Genomic DNA, 17,335 nt, shown 5'->3' on the forward strand with positions numbered 1-17,335 from the left:
ATCACTTCTCACTGGCTGACAAGCAGCCAGTGGCACCCTAAAACCTAGATGGACCAGTGTCCTAGCTTTCCCTTCCCTCCATTGCCGCCAAGGAGAGTTCCAGGCCGTGGTTGATGTGCGCCGACGCGGCCTGGGCGGCGGTTTCCCCATCCCCTGCTTCGATCGCCCGAAGGATCGCGACGTGCTCTTCGCAAGTCGTCAGCATTGACGACGCGGTGTAGCGATGACGACGAATTCCAAAGACGCGCGTCAAGACATGCGATTGCCCGGCCGTGCGGACCATCGCTTGGTTACCGGTCGATTCGATCACCGCGAGGTGAAAACCGTAGTCGGCCTTGTCGAACTGCCCTTCGAGTCTCTTGCCCGCCGACTCGCTCGCTGACGACTTCTGCCGTAGGGCGAGTTCTTCCATTCTCGAGAGTTCGCGGGCGATGCGCGCGACCTGTCGCTTGGTGGCGCGTTCGGCCGCCAGTCGTGCGGCGAAAGGCTCGATCGCGAGCCGGACCTCGTAGAGCTCGACGAGTTCGGCCCGGTCGATCGTGCGAACGACCGCTCCCAATTGAGGGATGAGTTCGAGGAACCCTTCCTTGGCCAGTTGCCCCGCCGCCTCCCGGACCGGGGTGGCGCTGATCCCGATCTCCTTGCCGATCGGTCCGTAGAGCAACCGTTCCCCCGGCTCGTAGCGACCCGAAATCAGCTTCTCGCGCAGATGGCGGTAGGCCCGGCTCGCGTGCGTTTCGCTTCCCATCCTTGTGTGCCCAATACCGCCCGAAGGTCTCGACATCTCGACGTGAACGCACACCTCCCACCCGCGCGTGGTCCGGGGACGGCGACGGGCATGGGAAGTCCCAACTCGAAGCGTAGGTTACTTTGCTCGTCAGATCCAGTCGAGGTTCGCCGAAGGGCCCTCCCTTCCCCGGTCGCGGGGCCACTCGCGCCAGGCCCCACGGCTCGCCGTCGGGAAGGCTTCGCGATTTCCCTTGCGGCCCCAAAGTCTATAGACTAGGCTGCGATGGTGGGTCAGGGGGACGCCCGTGGGGACGGCGTCGCCGCGAGAAACGACCACCTGGCTTCGCGACCAACCGAGATCGACACCATGTCACTGTTGCACGACAAGTCAACGCTTCGCGGCATCGTTCCGCCGCTGGTCACGCCCCTCGCCGAACGGGAACGTCTTGACGGCGAGGGCTTGGGCCGACTCCTCGAACACGTCATCCGCGGCGGCGTCGCCGGAGTCTTCATCCTCGGCACGACCGGCGAAGCCCCGAGTCTCAGCTACCGGCTTCGGCGCGAGATGATCGCCGAGACGCTGCGGATCGTCGGTGGCCGAGTCCCCGTCTTGGTCGGGGTGACCGACACGGCTTTCGTGGAATCGGTCGAACTCGCCAAGTTCGCCGCCGAGGCGGGCGCGGACGCCGCCGTCTTGACGACGCCCTACTATTTCCCCGTCGGGCAGACCGAACTGCTCGCATACGTTCAGAACATCACGCCGCTGATCCCGTTGCCTCTTCTCCTCTACAACATGCCCGGCATGACGAAGGTGTCGTTCGCGATCGAGACCCTCCGGCGCTTGACCGAACTCCCCTCAATCGTCGGCATCAAGGACAGCGGTGGCGACCTCGACTACTTCGGTCGGCTTTGCGAGCTCAAGTCGCTTCGCCCCGACTGGACGGTCCTTATCGGCCCGGAGGAGTTTCTGGGCGAGGCCCATTGTCTCGGGGGAGATGGCGGCGTCCACGGCGGAGCCAACGTCGCGCCGCGACTCTTCGTCGACTACCACCGCGCTCTCGTGGAAGGTGACGTCGACGGCGCCGAGTCGGCACGCGAGCGGATCCGACACTTGGGGGAGATCTACGCCATTGGTAAGTATGCCTCGCGTCATATCAAGGCGACCAAGTCGGCCCTCTCCCTTCTCGGTATCTGCAGTGATCTGCCAGCCGATCCCTTTCATCGTTTCTTCGAGCCAGAACGTCAGCGCGTCGCGCAGGTGCTGGAAAGGATCGGGCTACGATGACGACGGTGGTCGCCTTCACGAACATTGATTGGATCGTCCTGGTCGGCTATTTCGTCGGCATGCTGGCGTTGGGGCTCTTCTTCTGGCGACGAAATCGATCGCCGGAGGAATTCACCGCGGCGGGCCGCTCGCTCTCCGGTTGGCTCTGTGGGCTTTCGATCTTCGCCACATTCCTGAGCAGCATCAGCTACCTCGCCCTTCCCGGAAAGGCTTTCGCCGACAACTGGAACCCGTTCATGTTCTCGGTGGCGCTTCCCGTCGCCGCGCTGATCGCGGTCCGCTACTTTGTCCCGCTCTACCGGAAGCGAGGCAGCATCTCGGCCTACTCCTACTTCGAAGCGCGTTTTGGACTGTGGGCTCGGGTCTATACGAGCAGTTTCTACCTTCTCTATCAGGTCGCGCGCATCGGGGTGGTCATGTACCTCATGGCACTGCCGATGGCGATGCTCTTCGGTTGGGACATTCGGGCGATCGTCCTCGTGACGGGCGTGATCGTGACCCTTTACTCCTTCGTGGGAGGCATCACCGCGGTCATCTGGGCCGACGCGATCCAAGCGGTCGTTCTCTTGGCCGGGGCGCTGCTCGCGTTGGGCATCCTGCTCATGGGCATGCCGGGAGGGCCGGGGGAAGTAATCGAGCTAGCGGTCCAACAAGGAAAGTTCTCCCTGGGGAGCGCGTCACTATCGGATCTCGCTCAGCCGACGATCTGGGTCGTTCTCGCCTTCGGCTTCTTCGACAACTTGAGGAATTTCGGCGTCGACCAAAGCTACGTACAGCGCTACATCGCGTCGCGAACCGATCGCGAGGCGGCCAAGAGCGTCTGGTTCGGAGCCCTGCTCTACGTTCCCGTGAGTGCCCTATTCCTCTTCATCGGGACGTCGCTGGCGGCGTATTATCATCGGCATCCCGAGTACCTTCAGGATGTCCGACTCGTCGTCGCCAAACAACGGCTGATTCGCGACGGCGCGACGCTCGGTGCGTCTAAAGACTGGTCAAATCCTTCATCCGATGATCGCGTTCGACTCGACGAAGTGGCCAGGGGGCTGTCGACGAGCGACATCGCCGATCGCATCTTCCCCCACTTCATCGCCTCGCATTTGCCGCAAGGAGTGCGTGGACTCCTGATCGCGGCGGTCTTCGCGGCGGCGATGAGCACGGTCTCGACCTCGCTCAACTCGTCGGCGACCCTGGTGTTGAGCGATTTCTACAAGCGGTTGTGGAATCCAGAGGCCACCGACTTCATCTCGGTCGCGATCCTGCGTACCGCAACGATCGCATGGGGAGCGATGGGAACGGCGATGGCGCTGGTGCTGGTCCACCTTTCGGAGAACGCTCTCGACATCTGGTGGCTTCTCTCGAGTGTACTGGGAGCCGCGACCATCGGGCTCTTCCTGCTCGGGATCACGGTTCCGAGGATCGGCGGCGGCCGTGCGATTCTGGTACTCTCGGTGGTACTGACGGTCATCGTCTGGATGACCTTCTCGACCAGTGACGTTTGGCCGACATCACTCAGTCAGTTCGCCAGCCCGATGCATCCGTTGCTCGTCGTCGCCGTCGGGCCCACGCTCATGCTCGCTCTCGGCTGGTTGCTGTCACCGCGAAGGGAACGCTCATGATCAAACCGAGAATCGCGCTCATCGTCACCATAGTCTGGGCGACTTGCCTCTCCGGTACCTCGCGGGCGGCGGAAGCGGATCGCCCCGATCCATCTCCCAACGTGATCTTCATCGTCGCCGACGATCTGAATTGCAGCCTGGGGGCATACGGTGATCCGGTGGCGGTGACGCCCAACCTCGATCGGCTGGCGTCGAGAGGTTTGGTCTTTCAACGGGCCTACTGCCAGCAAGCGGTCTGCAATCCGTCGCGGTCGTCCTTCCTCACCGGACTGCGGCCGGATACCGTCGGCGTTGACGACTTGAGGAAGTACTTCCGCGCGACGGCCAAGGATGGTCGCCAGTTGGTCACGTTACCCGAGCATTTCAAGAATCACGGCTATTTCACGCAGAACATCGGCAAGATCTTTCACAACATGGGAGAGACCCAGGACCGACGCTCGTGGTCGATCGACGAGGTCCTCTACCGGGGCACGCACGCTTCCGATACCATCTTCGCCAACGAACCGCGGGGCGGAGGCAAGCCACCCTACAAGTCTCCGGTCACCGAGGCGCACGCCGTTCCCGACACCGCCTACCGAGACGGCCAGATCGCCAGGTTGGCGGCGTCGGTGATTCTGGATCAGCCGGTCGATCGTCCCTTCTTCCTCGCGGTCGGCTTTTGGCGTCCCCACCTGCCCTTTGTGGCCCCGAAGCGGTACTGGGATCTCTACGATCCCAACCTCATTCCCGCCCCCGAGCCGCCAGATGCCCCGACCGAAGTGCCGGAGATCGCGCTGCACACGTCTCGAGAAATCCGCAATTACGGAACCAAACCGAAGGACCGCGTCTTCACCCCCGAGGAGATTCGCCGCTTCCGTCACGGCTACTACGCTTCGATCAGCTTCCTGGACGCCCAGGTCGGGCGAATTCTGCATGCCCTCGACGAGAGCCCCCACGCCGACAACACGATCGTCGTCTTTACGTCCGACCACGGCTTTCACATCGGCGAACACCGGCTTTGGGGGAAGACCTCCAATTTTGAGCTCGATGCCCGCGTCCCGTTGATCATCGCCGCTCCCGGCCATGCGGCAACGCGTGGCAAGACGACCGACTCGCTGTGCGAACTCATCGATCTCTACCCGACGCTCGCGCACCTGGCCGACATTGAGGAGGACCTCAGTGATCGCCTGGAGGGAGAGAGTCTCGCGCCGGTACTGGAGAACGCGGCGGCGGTCGTGAAGGGAGCCGCCTTTACCCAACACCCTCAGCCCTACTACGGGCCGCGGTCGAACTGGAAGGCGATGGGACGTTCGTTGAGAACCGACCGCTGGCGATACACCCGCTGGACCGCCCTCGATGGCGGCGAGGTCGTCGCCAGGGAACTCTACGATCACGATAGCGATCCGCACGAGACGCGCAATCTCGCGAGCCACGCTTCGTACCGCGATTTGATCGAGCAGCTCGACCGCCAACTCTCCAGGGAGGTCCGATGAGGTTCCATCCTATTCGTCATCTCCGGTCATGGATGTGGGCCGTCGCCCTACTCTTGGCCGGAGGAGCCTCGGCGTCCGACGTCGCTCCACCGAACATCGTCTTCATCTTGGTCGACGACCTGGCCTGGTCCGATCTCGGGACCTACGGGCACGCTTGGCACGACACGCCCAATATCGACGCACTGGCGGCATCGGGCATGCGATTCACGAACGCCTACGCTCCGGCGCCGATCTGTTCGGCTTCACGCGCGAGCATCTTGACGGGGAAAACCGTCGCCAGGCTCGGCTTCGAGTTTGTCACGAAGAACCAACCGGGCCGTCAGCAGGTCGACACCAAGACCCTTCTTCAAGCACCGCCACTGACGTTGAATCTTCCCTTGGGGGAGGTCACGATGGCCGAACGACTGAAAGCCGCTCGCTACCGGACGGCCTTTTTCGGCAAGTGGCACGTCAGCCAGCACCACCAACACTACCTGGGTTGGAGCCCAACACACGGACCGTTCGCTCAGGGATTCGAGGAGGGCTCCGAGGACTTTGGTTCTCATCCTTACAGTTGGAAACGAAGTCGCCCGCAGCCTCCCCACTCTCCCGGCCAGTTCTCCAACGACACGATGGTCGAGCGCGTCCGCGACTTCATCCGGCAGGGTCACCAACAGCCCTACTTCGTCGTCGCGTCGATGTTCTTCGTCCATACGCCGGTGAAAACGCGCTACCGGTGGCTTCTGCGAAAGTATGACGAGCAGATCCCAAGCGATGCCCGCCATCGCACGAATCGCGTTGTCTACGCGGCATTCGTGGAGACCCTCGACCACTACGTCGGCGAGATCCTCGAGTCGATTGACGAGTCGGGCGAGAGGTCGAACACGCTCGTGGTCTTCATGTCCGACAACGGCGGACACCCCGAGTACACCGCCAACGGGCCGCTGCGGGGTTCAAAGTGGAACCTGTATGAGGGGGGCATCCGGGTACCGTTCATTGCACGTTGGCCAGGCCACGTTCCCGCCGACACGACTTCCGACGTTCCGGTGATCGGCTACGATCTGCCGCCCACCTTTCTCGAGGCGGCCGGTTCAACAGCGACCGAGAGCGATGGAACGAGCCTCCTTCGCGTACTCCAGGGCGATGGGGAACTCCCCGAGCGAAGTTTGCTCTGGCACTTCCCCTACTACCATCCGGAAAAGGGTTACGGCAAGGCGGTCGAATCGATTGGCGTGGATGACTTTCGCGTCAGCAAGACACGACCTCAATCCGCCTTGAGGAGGGGACGCTACAAGGTCATCGCCTTCGCCGAGGATTCGAGCGTGGAACTCTACGATCTGGTCGACGATCCCTCCGAACAGAATGACCTTGGCCTCCAGTTGCCCAAGGTGACGCAACGGCTAGCCGCGGAACTCGAGGAGCGGCTCACCGCGATGAACGCGCGCCGAGCCCTTCCGGCTGGCGCGAATCCTTAGCGACATCGCACCGTTCGACGGTCTACTTGTGCTCTCCTTCGGAGAGCGATCCCTCGCATGATGAAAGGGAAGTGACACATGTTCCTAGGACTCTCGCAACGTCTGATTTGTTTGGGCGTCTTCGCCGGCATGCTGACTGCTGTCACCGTGGCTCGGGGGGAGGAAGCGACGTGGAAGCTGCAACCGCTGAAATACAACGATCCCGACCTCGTGGTCGACCTCGGCGTTGGCTTGTGGGCCTTCCCTCTGCCGATGGACTATGACGACGATGGCGATCTCGACCTCCTGGTCAGTTGTCCCGACAAGCCCTCCAACGGGACCTACTATTTCGAGAACCCCTCACAGGATCCCAAAGAGAAGATGCCGGTCTTCAAACCCGGCGTGCGGCTTGGACCCGGTCACCACTTCATGCTCTTGAGCGAGGTCGCTGGAGAACCGGTCGTTCTTCGACCTGGCCAGGAATACCGTCGCGACCCCAAGACGAAGACGTTCGACTTCGGCCAATCGACGCGCATTGCCGCCCCGTCCAATCCGCACGCGCCCACCGGAAGGAACATCCGCGCCAACATGTGGCGCTACGTCGATTTCGATGGCGACGGGGATCGCGACATCATCGTCGGGATCGGTGACTGGTCCGACTACAGTTGGGACCACGCCTACGATCGCCAGGGGCGCTGGAAGAACGGTCCGCTGCATGGCTACGTCTACCTGATCGCCAACGAAGGGAGCGATGCCGAGCCGAGGTACGCGAAGACGGCTCGCCGACTTTCGGCCGCGGGCCGGGACATCGACGTTTACGGTTGGCCCTGCCCCAACATGGCCGACTTCGACGGGGATGGTGATCTCGATTTGCTTTGCGGGGAGTTTCTCGACGGTTTCACGTACTTTCAGAACATTGGCACTCGCGAGCGGCCCGAGTTCGCCGCGGGAGAGAGACTCGACAACGACCGAGGTGAGCCGCTGGTGATGCACTTGCAGATGATCACGCCGACCGCAATCGACTGGGATCGCGACGGAGACCTCGATCTCGTCGTCGGGGACGAAGATGGCCGAGTCGCCCTCATCGAGAACACGGGGAAACTTCGCGACCGGCTGCCGGTCTTCCGGTCCCCGGCCTACTTCCAGCAACAGGCCGATACACTCAAGTTCGGCGCCCTGGCGACTCCGTTCGCATACGACTGGGACGGCGATGGCGACGAGGACATCCTCTGCGGCAATACGGCAGGCTCGATCGCGCTGTTCGAGAACAAAGGCGACGCGGCGAACGGCTTGCCCCGATGGGCCGCCCCGAAGAGGCTCCGCGTCGTCAACGGAGGTGGGGAAAGCGAGCCGTTCCGCGTCATGGCCGGCCCAAGTGGTTCGATTCAGGGTCCGTGCGAAGCGAAATGGGGCTACACGACCCTGTCGGTGGCCGATTGGGATGGCGACGGCGATGGCGACATTCTCTACAACTCGATCCTGGCCAAGCTGGGACTGTTGCGAAACGATGCCGGCAAGCTGAACGACGAGACGTTCGACTCGGGGCGCGAGGAGATGCCACCGCGTTGGTACTGGTGGCAGTCGCCCTCGAGCGGAGCGTTGACCCAGTGGCGAACGACCCCGTTGGGGGTCGATTTCGATGGCGATAAGAGTTTGGATCTCGTGATGCTCGACCAGGAGGGTTACCTGACACTCCGCTCCCGTGGTGGTGAGGCGAAGCGCGTTTTCGTCGACGAGGACTTCGAACCGCTCCAGCTCAACTCCGGTCGTTGCGGACGCTCGGGACGAGTGAAACTAGCGGTGGTCGATTGGGATCGTGATGGCCGGCTCGACATCTTGGTCAATTCCCAGAACGCGACCTGGTACCGGAATGTCGCGTCGCGCGACGGCAAGACGGTGCTCAAGCGGGTTGGCAATCTCGCGAAACGAAATGTCGCCGGGCACACCTCCAGTCCCGCCGTCTGCGACTTCGACAAGGATGGACGTCCCGACTTGTTGGTTGGCAGCGAGAATGGGCGAATCTACCACATCGCCCACGACGACTGTGAGACGTTCTCCCCGGAAGCGATCGCGCTACGTCAGCCGGCGACTCCCGCCACGCCCCTCTTCCCCGGCGTCATCAAGGAAGAGTTCATCTTCAACAAGGCCCCCTTCCCACAATGTCACGCATCGACGATCTGTGATTCGAGTCGCGGACTGATCGCATCGTGGTTCGGGGGCAAGAAGGAGGGAGCCAAGGATGTCGGCATTTGGGTGAGCTACCACGACGGCGCGCGTTGGAGTTCCCCTCGGGAAGTCGCCAACGGCATCCAACACACGTCGCTTCGTTACCCCTGCTGGAATCCCGTCCTTTACCAGCCACCGGGGGACGCGGCGACGTTGTTGTTCTTCAAGGTTGGCCCCGATCCACGAAAGTGGTGGGGAGAGTTGATGGTCAGTCATGATCGTGGCCGAACATTCGGCGAACGTCGACGGCTTCCGGAATCCATTGATGGACCTGTTCGGTGTAAGCCGATCTTGCTCGCCGACGGCAAGACGTTGCTCTCGGGATCTTCGACGGAATACGACGGCTGGAGAGTTCACTTCGAGGCGATCGAACTCGACGACCAGCAACCGAGCGGTCCCTGGAGTCGGATCGGTCCGATCAACGATGCGAGCAAGTACAACGCGATCCAACCAACTCTGATCCACCACAAGGATGGGCGGCTTCAAGCGCTTTGCCGAACCAAGGAGGGAATCGTCGTGACGAGCTTTTCGTCGGACGGAGGCAAGACGTGGTCACCGCTCGAGGCGACGTCGTTGCCAAATCCGAACTCGGGCATCGACGCGGTCACGCTCGACGATGGTCGCTTCCTTCTGGTTTACAACCCGATCGGCAGCCCCAAGAGTGGCTGGGGCCGCCGTGACCGCTTGCGGTTGGCTCAGTCACACGATGGGATGAATTGGGAGACCGTCGGCGACTTCGAGCAGGAGCGTGGCGGCGAGTTCAGCTATCCCGCGATCATTCAGTCCGCCGACGGCAAGGTCCACGTCACCTACACGTGGAAGCGCCGGAAGATCAAGCACGTCGAGATCGATCCCGAGCATCTGGCCGTCGTGAAGCCGGACGGAGACGACCGCTAATGCCCCAACAGCCCGTTGATTGATTCGCTGGCGGCTATGAACGGCCCTTTCAGCCAATCTCGGCGTCGAAAAAACTTGGCGAATCTACGGACCCGCCTGCGTTTGTTCTCCTTGATCTTGGCCAACATTGCTCGTTCTCGCCTTGGCCCGCTTCGATCGACGGACTGCTAACGGTGTCCCCCATTGCCCGAGATACTCTCGGAACCCAGAGCCCGGAGCCCCCTCAAGGCGACAACCGAGCCGTCTCTCGACGCGTCAATCATTTCGACGCGGTGGTGTCGCGAAGGTCGCGGACTCGGTCGTGGGCCGATTTCACTTGGGCGTACTGTTTCTGCAGCACGTCGTTCATCGGGCTGCCGGCCGTCTCCTTGAGAGCGTCTTCGTAGGCCTCCTTGATTTGGTCCTCACCGTACTCGGCCTCCGAAAGGATGGTGTGCGCGTTATCGCTGGAGACGCTGTCGCGGAACTTCATCCACATCCGGTGGAATTTCGCGGCGTACGAACCCTGAACGACGGTATCCTCGCCGTTCACGTCGATGAACGTGTTGAGTTCGTTCAACTGGGAACGGCGTTCGGTAGCGAGTTCGCGGAAGAGGTCGGCCAAATGAGGGTTCTTGACGTGCTCGGCGGCGTCGTCGAACCCCTTGGAACTATCGAGGTTGATTCGGCCAAGATCTTGAAGCTTGCTGATCGTTTCGGGACGAAGGTCGGTCTTGGTTTGCACGTTCATCAATTCTCTCCTTCATTGCTACGGAACGCATCGCCAGTCACCTCGTCGCGACCGGCAGGACACTCACCATCCTCGCAACAACCATGCCGTCGAAGCGCCAAGAGCGTGATCTTGAAGCCTTGCCCGCAAAATCAAGAGAACTACCGCTTCGTCCGGCCGTGACTTGACCGCCGACGTCGATCCTTCCTCATCCGGTCGCTGGTCAAATATCCCCCAGGTCGCGCGCTGAGAGGACAGCCCCGCGCTCCCGTGTCCCGATGGTGCGCCGTCCCGAGGTCCGGTCGCGTCGATTTGTCGCGGCAGATGCGCGGCGTGTCTCGTCCGGCGCGGAATGCGAATCTATAATCTAGCGGTGTCGCCGCCACGGGCGTCGGAGTCAGAACCAGTCATCGCCGCGATCGCAGCGACATGAATTTCAACTAGGTGCGCTTCATGAAGAACGTGATCCTCGTCGTGATCGACGCTTTTGCGAGCGACATCGCTCGTATTGGCTTCGAGCAAGAGCGTTTGCCGATGCTCAAGACACTCGCGGATCGCGGCGCGATTCGGGACTCGATCGCGGTGTTTCCCAGCATCACCCCAGCCGCGACGGCTTCCCTGGTGACGGGCTGTTTTCCCGCCGACCACCATGTCGCGGGCATGCACTGGATCGACGTCGCCCGTTCGGATGTCGCCTACTTCGGAGACGACAAATGGACGATCCTTCAAAAAGGCGTTGATACGTTCCTCAACGAGTTCCTCGTCGACTTGAATTATGAACGCCTTCACGTTCCCGCCTTGTTTGAGCTCATCGAGCGCAAAGGGTTTGAAGCCGCGAGTTTGAACTATTTGTGGTTTCGGGGGGACACGACACATCGCGTTCACGAGCCCTGGGCGATCAAGCTGATCCCTGGCGTTTCCCTCGAAGGAACGATTTGCGGTCCCAGGGTCTTGCACCTTGGCGACCTCGTTTCGTCGTTCGAGGGAGTCGACCTCACCTCCAACGGAGGCCCCCTCGAACGCATGGGGTTCAACGACCGCCGAACTCGCGACGCCCTGCTCCATCTCGTCGAGCGGGGCTTGCCGGCCTTTACGCTCGCCTACTTCCCGGACAATGACTTCGACAGCCATGACGACGGCCCCCGGGAGGCGCTAGCGACCCTGGAGAAGGTCGACCGTTCCCTCGCCGAAGTCATCGACGCGTCCGGCGGGTTGGATCGCTTCCTCGCCGAGACGACGATGATCGTGACCGGCGATCATTCCCAAAGCGAACTCGTCGAGGATGCTTCCGAACGAGGCATCGATGTCCACGAACTACTGACCGGTTTTAAGGTCGGCAGACGTGGCGATTACTGGACCGAGGATGACGAACTCGTCGCGTGTCCGAACTTGCGGGCGATGCAACTCTACGAACGAAGTAGCGGTGGTCCCCCCACTCGGCAGGTCGTCGAACGACTCCTGTCCGACCCACGAGTGGATCAAGTCATTCGCAGGCTCGATCACGCGTCGGGGAGCCCGACAACGTATCAAGTGTCGACGGCGGACCGTGGAGAGATGAGTCTTCGAAAGGCGGCCGACTCGGCTGACGCGATCGCCGACGACCATGGTGTCAGGTGGGAACTGGAAGGTGATCTTGCCGCGATCGACGCGACCGTTTCGGATCGTGCGATCCACTTCGGAGACTATCCGAACGCGTTGCAACGCATCGCGGGTGCCTTCTCGGAAGTGTCGGGGAGTCTTTGGGTGACGGCGAAGCCCGGTCATGAGTTTCGCTTCAGTGGCGGAAGCTTGCACTCACGCGGCTCTCATGGGTCTCTCCATCTCGGCGACTCCGTCAGTCCACTGATCGTGGCCGGGGGACCGGAGGAACTTCAGGTACCGAGTGTCCCGCGTTCCGTCGATGTCGCCCGCCTATGCATGGACGCTCTGGACTTGCGGTAAGCGGGGCAAAGTCAAGACTAGGCACCTCGGCCAAGGTCGAGATTGTCTGGATGCGGAAAAAGGGCGTGAGGACCGTTCGTAGCCGGCAGCGAATAGATCAACGGGCTGCTAGAGGTGAAGCTGATCCGCTCCCATCTCACCGTTCACGGTCGTCACCATGAGACAGCCGAGGAAGCCCAGAAAGACGATCTTGATGAACAGCGCGGCACTGCCCGCCGCTCCGCTGAAACCAATCATTCCCGTCACCAACGTGATCGTGAGAAACCAGCCTAGCATGGTTCACTCCTCCTTGGCACTGTCGAGCCTTGAGGCGTCATCGCCTACCGCGACGGACGCCCCTCGGCATTCTCGAACTCCTGGGTTTGGGATGTACTGCCCGCGCCATCCTTCCAGCGTCGTGGTCCGACCGTCGACGCCGCCCGAACTACCGTGCGTTCAGCGATTCGGTAGACCGTCCGACGATCTTCTTCTGCTTGTGGAACGCGCCTTCGACATTCTCGACGAACTCCGGTTTTTCGAACGGCGAGTGATCACCGGCCGCTATCGTGGGGGCTTTGCGGAGCGGCCTCGCCACCGGATCGATGCGGCACTGGATGGAGCCGTCAACAGTTCGATCGCAAGCGACGCAGTCGAACGGAACCGGAATTAGATTGCTGTCGACCAACGAGATCACATCGTCAACGACCACGTAGCCCAGGCTTCCCCCTCGCTGATCAACGAGGAGGTAATCGACGGCTCCGAGTTCCTTGCCCGCCATGTCATGAACGGACGCGGCGACAATCTCGTTGGTTGGGAAGAGATCGGCACGCGTGTACGTTTCCGGCGGCGGATCGACCTTGAAGAGGCTAGCGACTTGCTTGCGCCAGTGATGGATGCCCAGTTGCGTCATCTCGCGATCCCGCAGGGGCGGCATCTTTCGAAGAGCCTTGAGGGCGGCCTCCGAGACAGTCGCGTTGACTTGACGTTGGCCATCGACTTCGGAGATGGTGATGCTCATCGCTTCATAGGGAATCGCCCGAAGCTCCGTCGCCAACGTCAGCGCGAAATGATCGGCGACGATGGCGTAGAGGATTCTCCCCTCCTTGGAGGCGACCAGTTCAACGAATTCGCCGATGGGTTTTCGGTCCAAGTCATGCACTTCCGTTCCAACAATCTCCGAGGAGTCGACAAGAGCGCTCTTCGGCGGCTTGTCGGCTTCCGCGGCGGGTGCGGAGTGAGCTAGCATTCCAAGGACAGCAAAAAAGCCCAGAAGGCGTGACATCTTGGTGATTCTCCTCGGTTCTATCGCCGAACGACCTATTGGCCGTGTCCACGGCGTCCGTATTCCTTTGGGTGACTTCGCGTGGCCCGATTTCCGTGACCACGGAAGAGACGGTTGCAATGCGTGTGCCATGGCGCCGCCAGCCGCGGATCGGTCGACCCGTCGATCGAAGGGGAACGATCGGCGATTCAGGGGTAGCCAAGCCGTTTCCCGACCTGGCGCGGCGCTGAGTGAGGTCATTCCACGCACCACCAGACCGCGAGGATTTCGCGGTAAATCACCGTCTCGATGCACGGGATGGACTCCGGAATTTGGCTGAGCGGACGACAGAGTGGTCGAAAAGGAATCATGCCCCTCATGCCGTCCCGTACGCCCGCATCCACGGATCGAGAGTTCTCACCGGCAAACAGGATTCCTCGGCAGAGCTACGCCGTTTGGCCTGACAAATGCTTCACGGCATTCCTTGCAGGCCCCTTCTCTACAATGAAAGATCTTGCCGTGAGCGGAAGGCGGGGCTGACCGAGTCACGTAGAATCAGTTGGAAGCTTCCCGGAGCGTCGACCGAAGACCGCTGGGGATGAGGAGAACCGAATGAAGGATGTGCTGCAGGTGGCTCCCGCGAACACGGAGACGCGCTACCTCCGGTGTCGCCACCGAACAACCTACACGTATGGCGGCCCCGTCAGCAACAGCCGTAACCTCTTGCGCCTGATGCCTCGAACCGACCGACGGCAGCGAGTCGAGTCCTTCTGCGTCGCTACCGAACCCAAGGGAGTGATGCAGCCTTTCGACGATGCATTCGGCAACTACGTCCTCGACCTGAGCATCGAAACGGAGCACTCCACCCTGACGATCGAATCGACGTCTCGGATCGAGGTGCACATCCTCGATCCCTTCGGCCGCATCTCGCCGAACCACCCACTCTGCTTCCCGGTTACTTGGACCGAAATCGAATCCCAAGTGCTACAGCCCTATTTCGGGACAGGAGTCGGGTCCTCATCCGCGTGGACAAAGATCATCGACCACGCCCAGCAGCGAGCGATCGAGAACAACTACAACGTGACCGAAACGCTCTTCAACTGGAACCTGGAGATCTTTCGAAACTTTGAGTACACCCCTGGCGTGACCGATACCACGACTCCCGTCACCACCGTGTTCGAGACACAACAGGGCGTCTGCCAGGATTTCGCCTCGCTCTTCATCGCCTGGGCCCGGGCCTTCGGGCTTCCCGCTCGCTACGTGTGGGGGTACATGTTGGTGGGAGAAGGTGATACGTTGCCGGTGGGGGCCGGAGCCACCCATGCATGGGCGGAAGTCTTTCTTCCGAAGATCGGATGGACGGGATTTGATCCGACCAATGGGGTCCTCGCCGACGACAAGTATGTCGCCGTCGCCCATGGCCGCGATAGCAGCGACTCGCCACCAATCTTGGGTGAAATCAATCCACCGCAAACACAGACGCTCAGCATCGAGGTCGACGTGACGCCCGCCGACGCTTCGGTGGAGCCGCCGCCCGCGGAAGTTTCGCCCAAGTGATGCCTCACCATCGGATGGACGACTACGGACAGTAGGAGAAGGTTTCCGATGCGCGAGTGGATCGAGAAGGCGTGGGGCGATCTTCAAGAGAGCCTCTGGTTCGTTCCCGGCGTCCTGTCCCTGACCGCGCTCTTTCTCGGGATCCTTCTACCGGCGATCGAGTTGAACTGGGGTGGCAGTCAGTTCGGGATGCTTGGCCGCTTGCCTCAAGACCCGGCGGCGGTCAGAGTTTGTCTAGCGACCCTGGTGACCGCGATGGTCTCCGTCGCGGGAATCGTCTTTTCGATCACGATCGCGACCCTCTCCATTGCATCGTCACAGTTCGGGTCTCGACTTCTTCGATCGTTCATGTCCGATCGTCGAACACAGTTTGCCCTCGGCATCTTTCCCGCCACGAGTCTCTATTGCCTCCTCGTTCACTTGAGCATTCGAGAGATTGACGACGAGGTGTTCACCGGTCCCCTCTCGTTGGCGGTGGCATTGCTCCTAGTCATTGTCTGCCTGGCCATGCTCATCATTCACACACACCATTTGGCGATCAGTATTCAGGCTCCATCGGTCATCCGCTCGGTCACGCGTGATCTCGAGAATGCGATCGATCGGCTTTTTCCTGACGAAGCGGCGCCGGAAGGGACTGGGAGTGCCGGGACGAGCGTCGAATTACCGCGAGAGCAGTATGCTCACAAGGTCACTTCCGACAAAGCTGGCTATGTCCAAGCGATCCTGACGGAAGAACTGGTCGCTCGGGCAACCCAGCGGAAACTCATCATCGACGTGCTCATTCGCCCTGGTGCCTTCGTCACCGAGAATGAAACCCTCGCGCATGTCTGGATCGAGGAGGATGATGACAAGGGCATCGCGGCGTTTGTCAATCGTTGCGTCCTCGTCGGCACGCGCCGAACGCCTCACCAAGACATGGAATGCGCCATCGACGAACTCGTCGAAGTTGCGGTGAGAGCCCTTTCCCCAGGGATCAATGACCCTTTCACCGCCATCGTTTGCATCGACTGGTTGGGCAGCACCCTCAAGCAACTCGCTCGCCGCCGATTCCCCTCACGTCACTTTCTCGACGGCGAGAAGACTCCCCGACTCACCATCCCCTCCAACGATTTTCCAAGCATCATCGAGGCGGGATGCAACCAGATCAGGCAGCACGCCCGCGGCAACATTGCGGTCAGCATCAGGCTCATCGAGGCCCTGGGGCAAGTCCATCGAGAACATCTCGACGACCGATCGAGGAGTGCCCTGCGAGAGCAGGCGGAGATGGTCTTGGCCGGATGCAAGATGGAGACCTGTCATGAGAATGACATCAACGATCTCCAATCTCGCTTCGATAAACTTTTCGGTGATGCTGGCTCAGCGTGAGGGTTCGGCCACCGGCGGCATCTCGCTCGCCCCCGCTGCCCGCGCCGGCTCCCCTTCGATGTACCTGTTGCAACCACCATTGCCGCTGATCCTCAGCGTATACGGTTGTAGCGACTCGTCGATGCACTGACCGACGGTTTGATACGCCACGGACGCGTCGGGCTCCACTTGCCACCACTTGCAGGAGACGCAAGGTCCCCATGAAGTCTCCTCGCTCATGATTCGAATCCTCCTATCCGTGTGTTTGGTTTCCATCTCCCCCCTGGACCGCTTCGATCAGCGGCCTGCTAGGGTATGACGCGTCCTCGGCGTCCCATCACCAGCGAAACGATGAAAAGAACGATGAAGACGACGAACAGGATCCAGGCGATCTCTTGAGAGACCGCGGCGACACCACCGAAGCCGAGAGCCGCGGCGATCAGCGCCAGTATCAGAAATAGCACTGCCCAACGTAACATTGAACAAACCTCCTCAGCGGAAACGCATCATCGAAAGAGCTTCGTCGTCAAGGATGCGAACTGGCCGAACGACCGGATCGCAGGCCCCGATCCGTTCGACAGCCTTCTAGCGAGTCACGATGATGTAGATGGCGTGAATGAGCCCGGGAAAGTAACCCAACAACGTCAACAGGATGTTGAGCCAAAAGTGAAGCCCGATTCCGACTTGGAAGAAGACTCCCACGGGAGGAATGATAAGCGACAACAGGATGCGAAGTACATCGGCCATGATGATTGCCTTTCGTAGTTCGTTCGAGTGTTAAAGACGATCATCATGAAGAGCAAATTGCTTGCCAAAAGAGATGGGCCGGTTGAGAGCGATGAAATTGGCTTGTTTTGGCGGGTGCCGAAGAAGATCGACGAGATGG

15 protein-coding genes are annotated in these 17,335 nt (G+C 61.0%); 8 read left to right on the forward strand and 7 right to left on the reverse strand.

Annotated elements, in window-relative coordinates:
- Positions 1–61: 61 nt before the first annotated feature.
- Entirely contained in the window at positions 62–748 is a 687-nt protein-coding gene (locus tag Pan216_RS13555) for a GntR family transcriptional regulator (protein WP_145258503.1), read from the reverse strand.
- Between the two features lie 348 nt (positions 749–1,096).
- Between Pan216_RS13555 and Pan216_RS13560 the strand changes: the two genes are divergently transcribed.
- The 5 genes from Pan216_RS13560 to Pan216_RS13580 all read left to right on the forward strand — a co-directional run bounded on the left by Pan216_RS13560 (position 1,097) and on the right by Pan216_RS13580 (position 9,658).
- Entirely contained in the window at positions 1,097–2,014 is a 918-nt protein-coding gene (locus Pan216_RS13560; RefSeq protein WP_145258504.1) for a dihydrodipicolinate synthase family protein, read from the forward strand.
- Positions 2,011–3,630: a sodium:solute symporter family protein gene (locus Pan216_RS13565; protein ID WP_145258505.1), complete on the forward strand. Its 1,620-nt coding sequence runs from the start codon at positions 2,011–2,013 to the stop codon at positions 3,628–3,630. Before Pan216_RS13560 ends, Pan216_RS13565 begins: the two co-directional genes overlap by 4 nt.
- Entirely contained in the window at positions 3,627–5,102 is a 1,476-nt protein-coding gene (locus tag Pan216_RS13570) for a sulfatase (protein ID WP_145258506.1), read from the forward strand. The genes Pan216_RS13565 and Pan216_RS13570 overlap by 4 nt, the downstream gene beginning before the upstream one ends.
- Positions 5,099–6,556, forward strand: a complete 1,458-nt coding sequence (locus Pan216_RS13575) for a sulfatase (protein WP_145258507.1) — start codon at positions 5,099–5,101, stop codon at positions 6,554–6,556. The genes Pan216_RS13570 and Pan216_RS13575 overlap by 4 nt, the downstream gene beginning before the upstream one ends.
- Before the next feature lie 129 nt (positions 6,557–6,685).
- Complete coding sequence (locus tag Pan216_RS13580; RefSeq protein WP_145263953.1) at positions 6,686–9,658, forward strand: exo-alpha-sialidase; 2,973 nt, start codon at positions 6,686–6,688, stop codon at positions 9,656–9,658.
- A 259-nt stretch (positions 9,659–9,917) separates the two neighbouring features.
- Here the strand turns inward: Pan216_RS13580 and Pan216_RS13585 are convergent, their stop codons facing one another.
- Positions 9,918–10,388, reverse strand: a complete 471-nt coding sequence (locus tag Pan216_RS13585; protein ID WP_145258508.1) for a PA2169 family four-helix-bundle protein — start codon at positions 10,386–10,388, stop codon at positions 9,918–9,920.
- Between the two features lie 432 nt (positions 10,389–10,820).
- On the opposite strand from Pan216_RS13585, the gene Pan216_RS13590 reads away from it, so the two are divergent.
- Entirely contained in the window at positions 10,821–12,308 is a 1,488-nt protein-coding gene (locus tag Pan216_RS13590) for an alkaline phosphatase family protein (RefSeq protein WP_145258509.1), read from the forward strand.
- 108 nt (positions 12,309–12,416) lie between these two features.
- On the opposite strand, the gene Pan216_RS13595 is transcribed toward Pan216_RS13590, so the two are convergent.
- Positions 12,417–12,584: a DUF1328 domain-containing protein gene (locus Pan216_RS13595; RefSeq protein WP_145258510.1), complete on the reverse strand. Its 168-nt coding sequence runs from the start codon at positions 12,582–12,584 to the stop codon at positions 12,417–12,419.
- A 148-nt stretch (positions 12,585–12,732) separates the two neighbouring features.
- On the reverse strand, positions 12,733–13,569 hold the full coding sequence (locus tag Pan216_RS13600; protein ID WP_145258511.1) for a hypothetical protein: 837 nt from the start codon (positions 13,567–13,569) through the stop codon (positions 12,733–12,735).
- A gap of 591 nt (positions 13,570–14,160) precedes the next feature.
- Between Pan216_RS13600 and Pan216_RS13605 the strand changes: the two genes are divergently transcribed.
- A complete protein-coding gene (locus tag Pan216_RS13605) occupies positions 14,161–15,105 on the forward strand; it encodes a transglutaminase family protein (RefSeq protein WP_145258512.1) in 945 nt (314 codons plus the stop codon).
- A 48-nt stretch (positions 15,106–15,153) separates the two neighbouring features.
- On the forward strand, positions 15,154–16,470 hold the full coding sequence (locus Pan216_RS13610; protein WP_145258513.1) for a DUF2254 domain-containing protein: 1,317 nt from the start codon (positions 15,154–15,156) through the stop codon (positions 16,468–16,470).
- Here Pan216_RS13610 and Pan216_RS13615 read toward each other — a convergent pair.
- The 3 genes from Pan216_RS13615 to Pan216_RS13625 form a co-directional block, all read right to left on the reverse strand.
- A complete protein-coding gene (locus Pan216_RS13615; RefSeq protein ID WP_145258514.1) occupies positions 16,462–16,689 on the reverse strand; it encodes a hypothetical protein in 228 nt (75 codons plus the stop codon). The genes Pan216_RS13610 and Pan216_RS13615 overlap by 9 nt on opposite strands.
- A 68-nt stretch (positions 16,690–16,757) precedes the next feature.
- On the reverse strand, positions 16,758–16,928 hold the full coding sequence (locus tag Pan216_RS13620) for a DUF1328 domain-containing protein (protein WP_145258515.1): 171 nt from the start codon (positions 16,926–16,928) through the stop codon (positions 16,758–16,760).
- A gap of 106 nt (positions 16,929–17,034) precedes the next feature.
- Positions 17,035–17,196, reverse strand: a complete 162-nt coding sequence (locus Pan216_RS13625) for a YqaE/Pmp3 family membrane protein (protein ID WP_145258516.1) — start codon at positions 17,194–17,196, stop codon at positions 17,035–17,037.
- Positions 17,197–17,335 lie beyond the last annotated feature (139 nt).

The sequence above is a fragment of the Kolteria novifilia genome (assembly GCA_007748055.1).
Classification (GTDB): domain Bacteria; phylum Planctomycetota; class Planctomycetia; order Kolteriales; family Kolteriaceae; genus Kolteria; species Kolteria novifilia.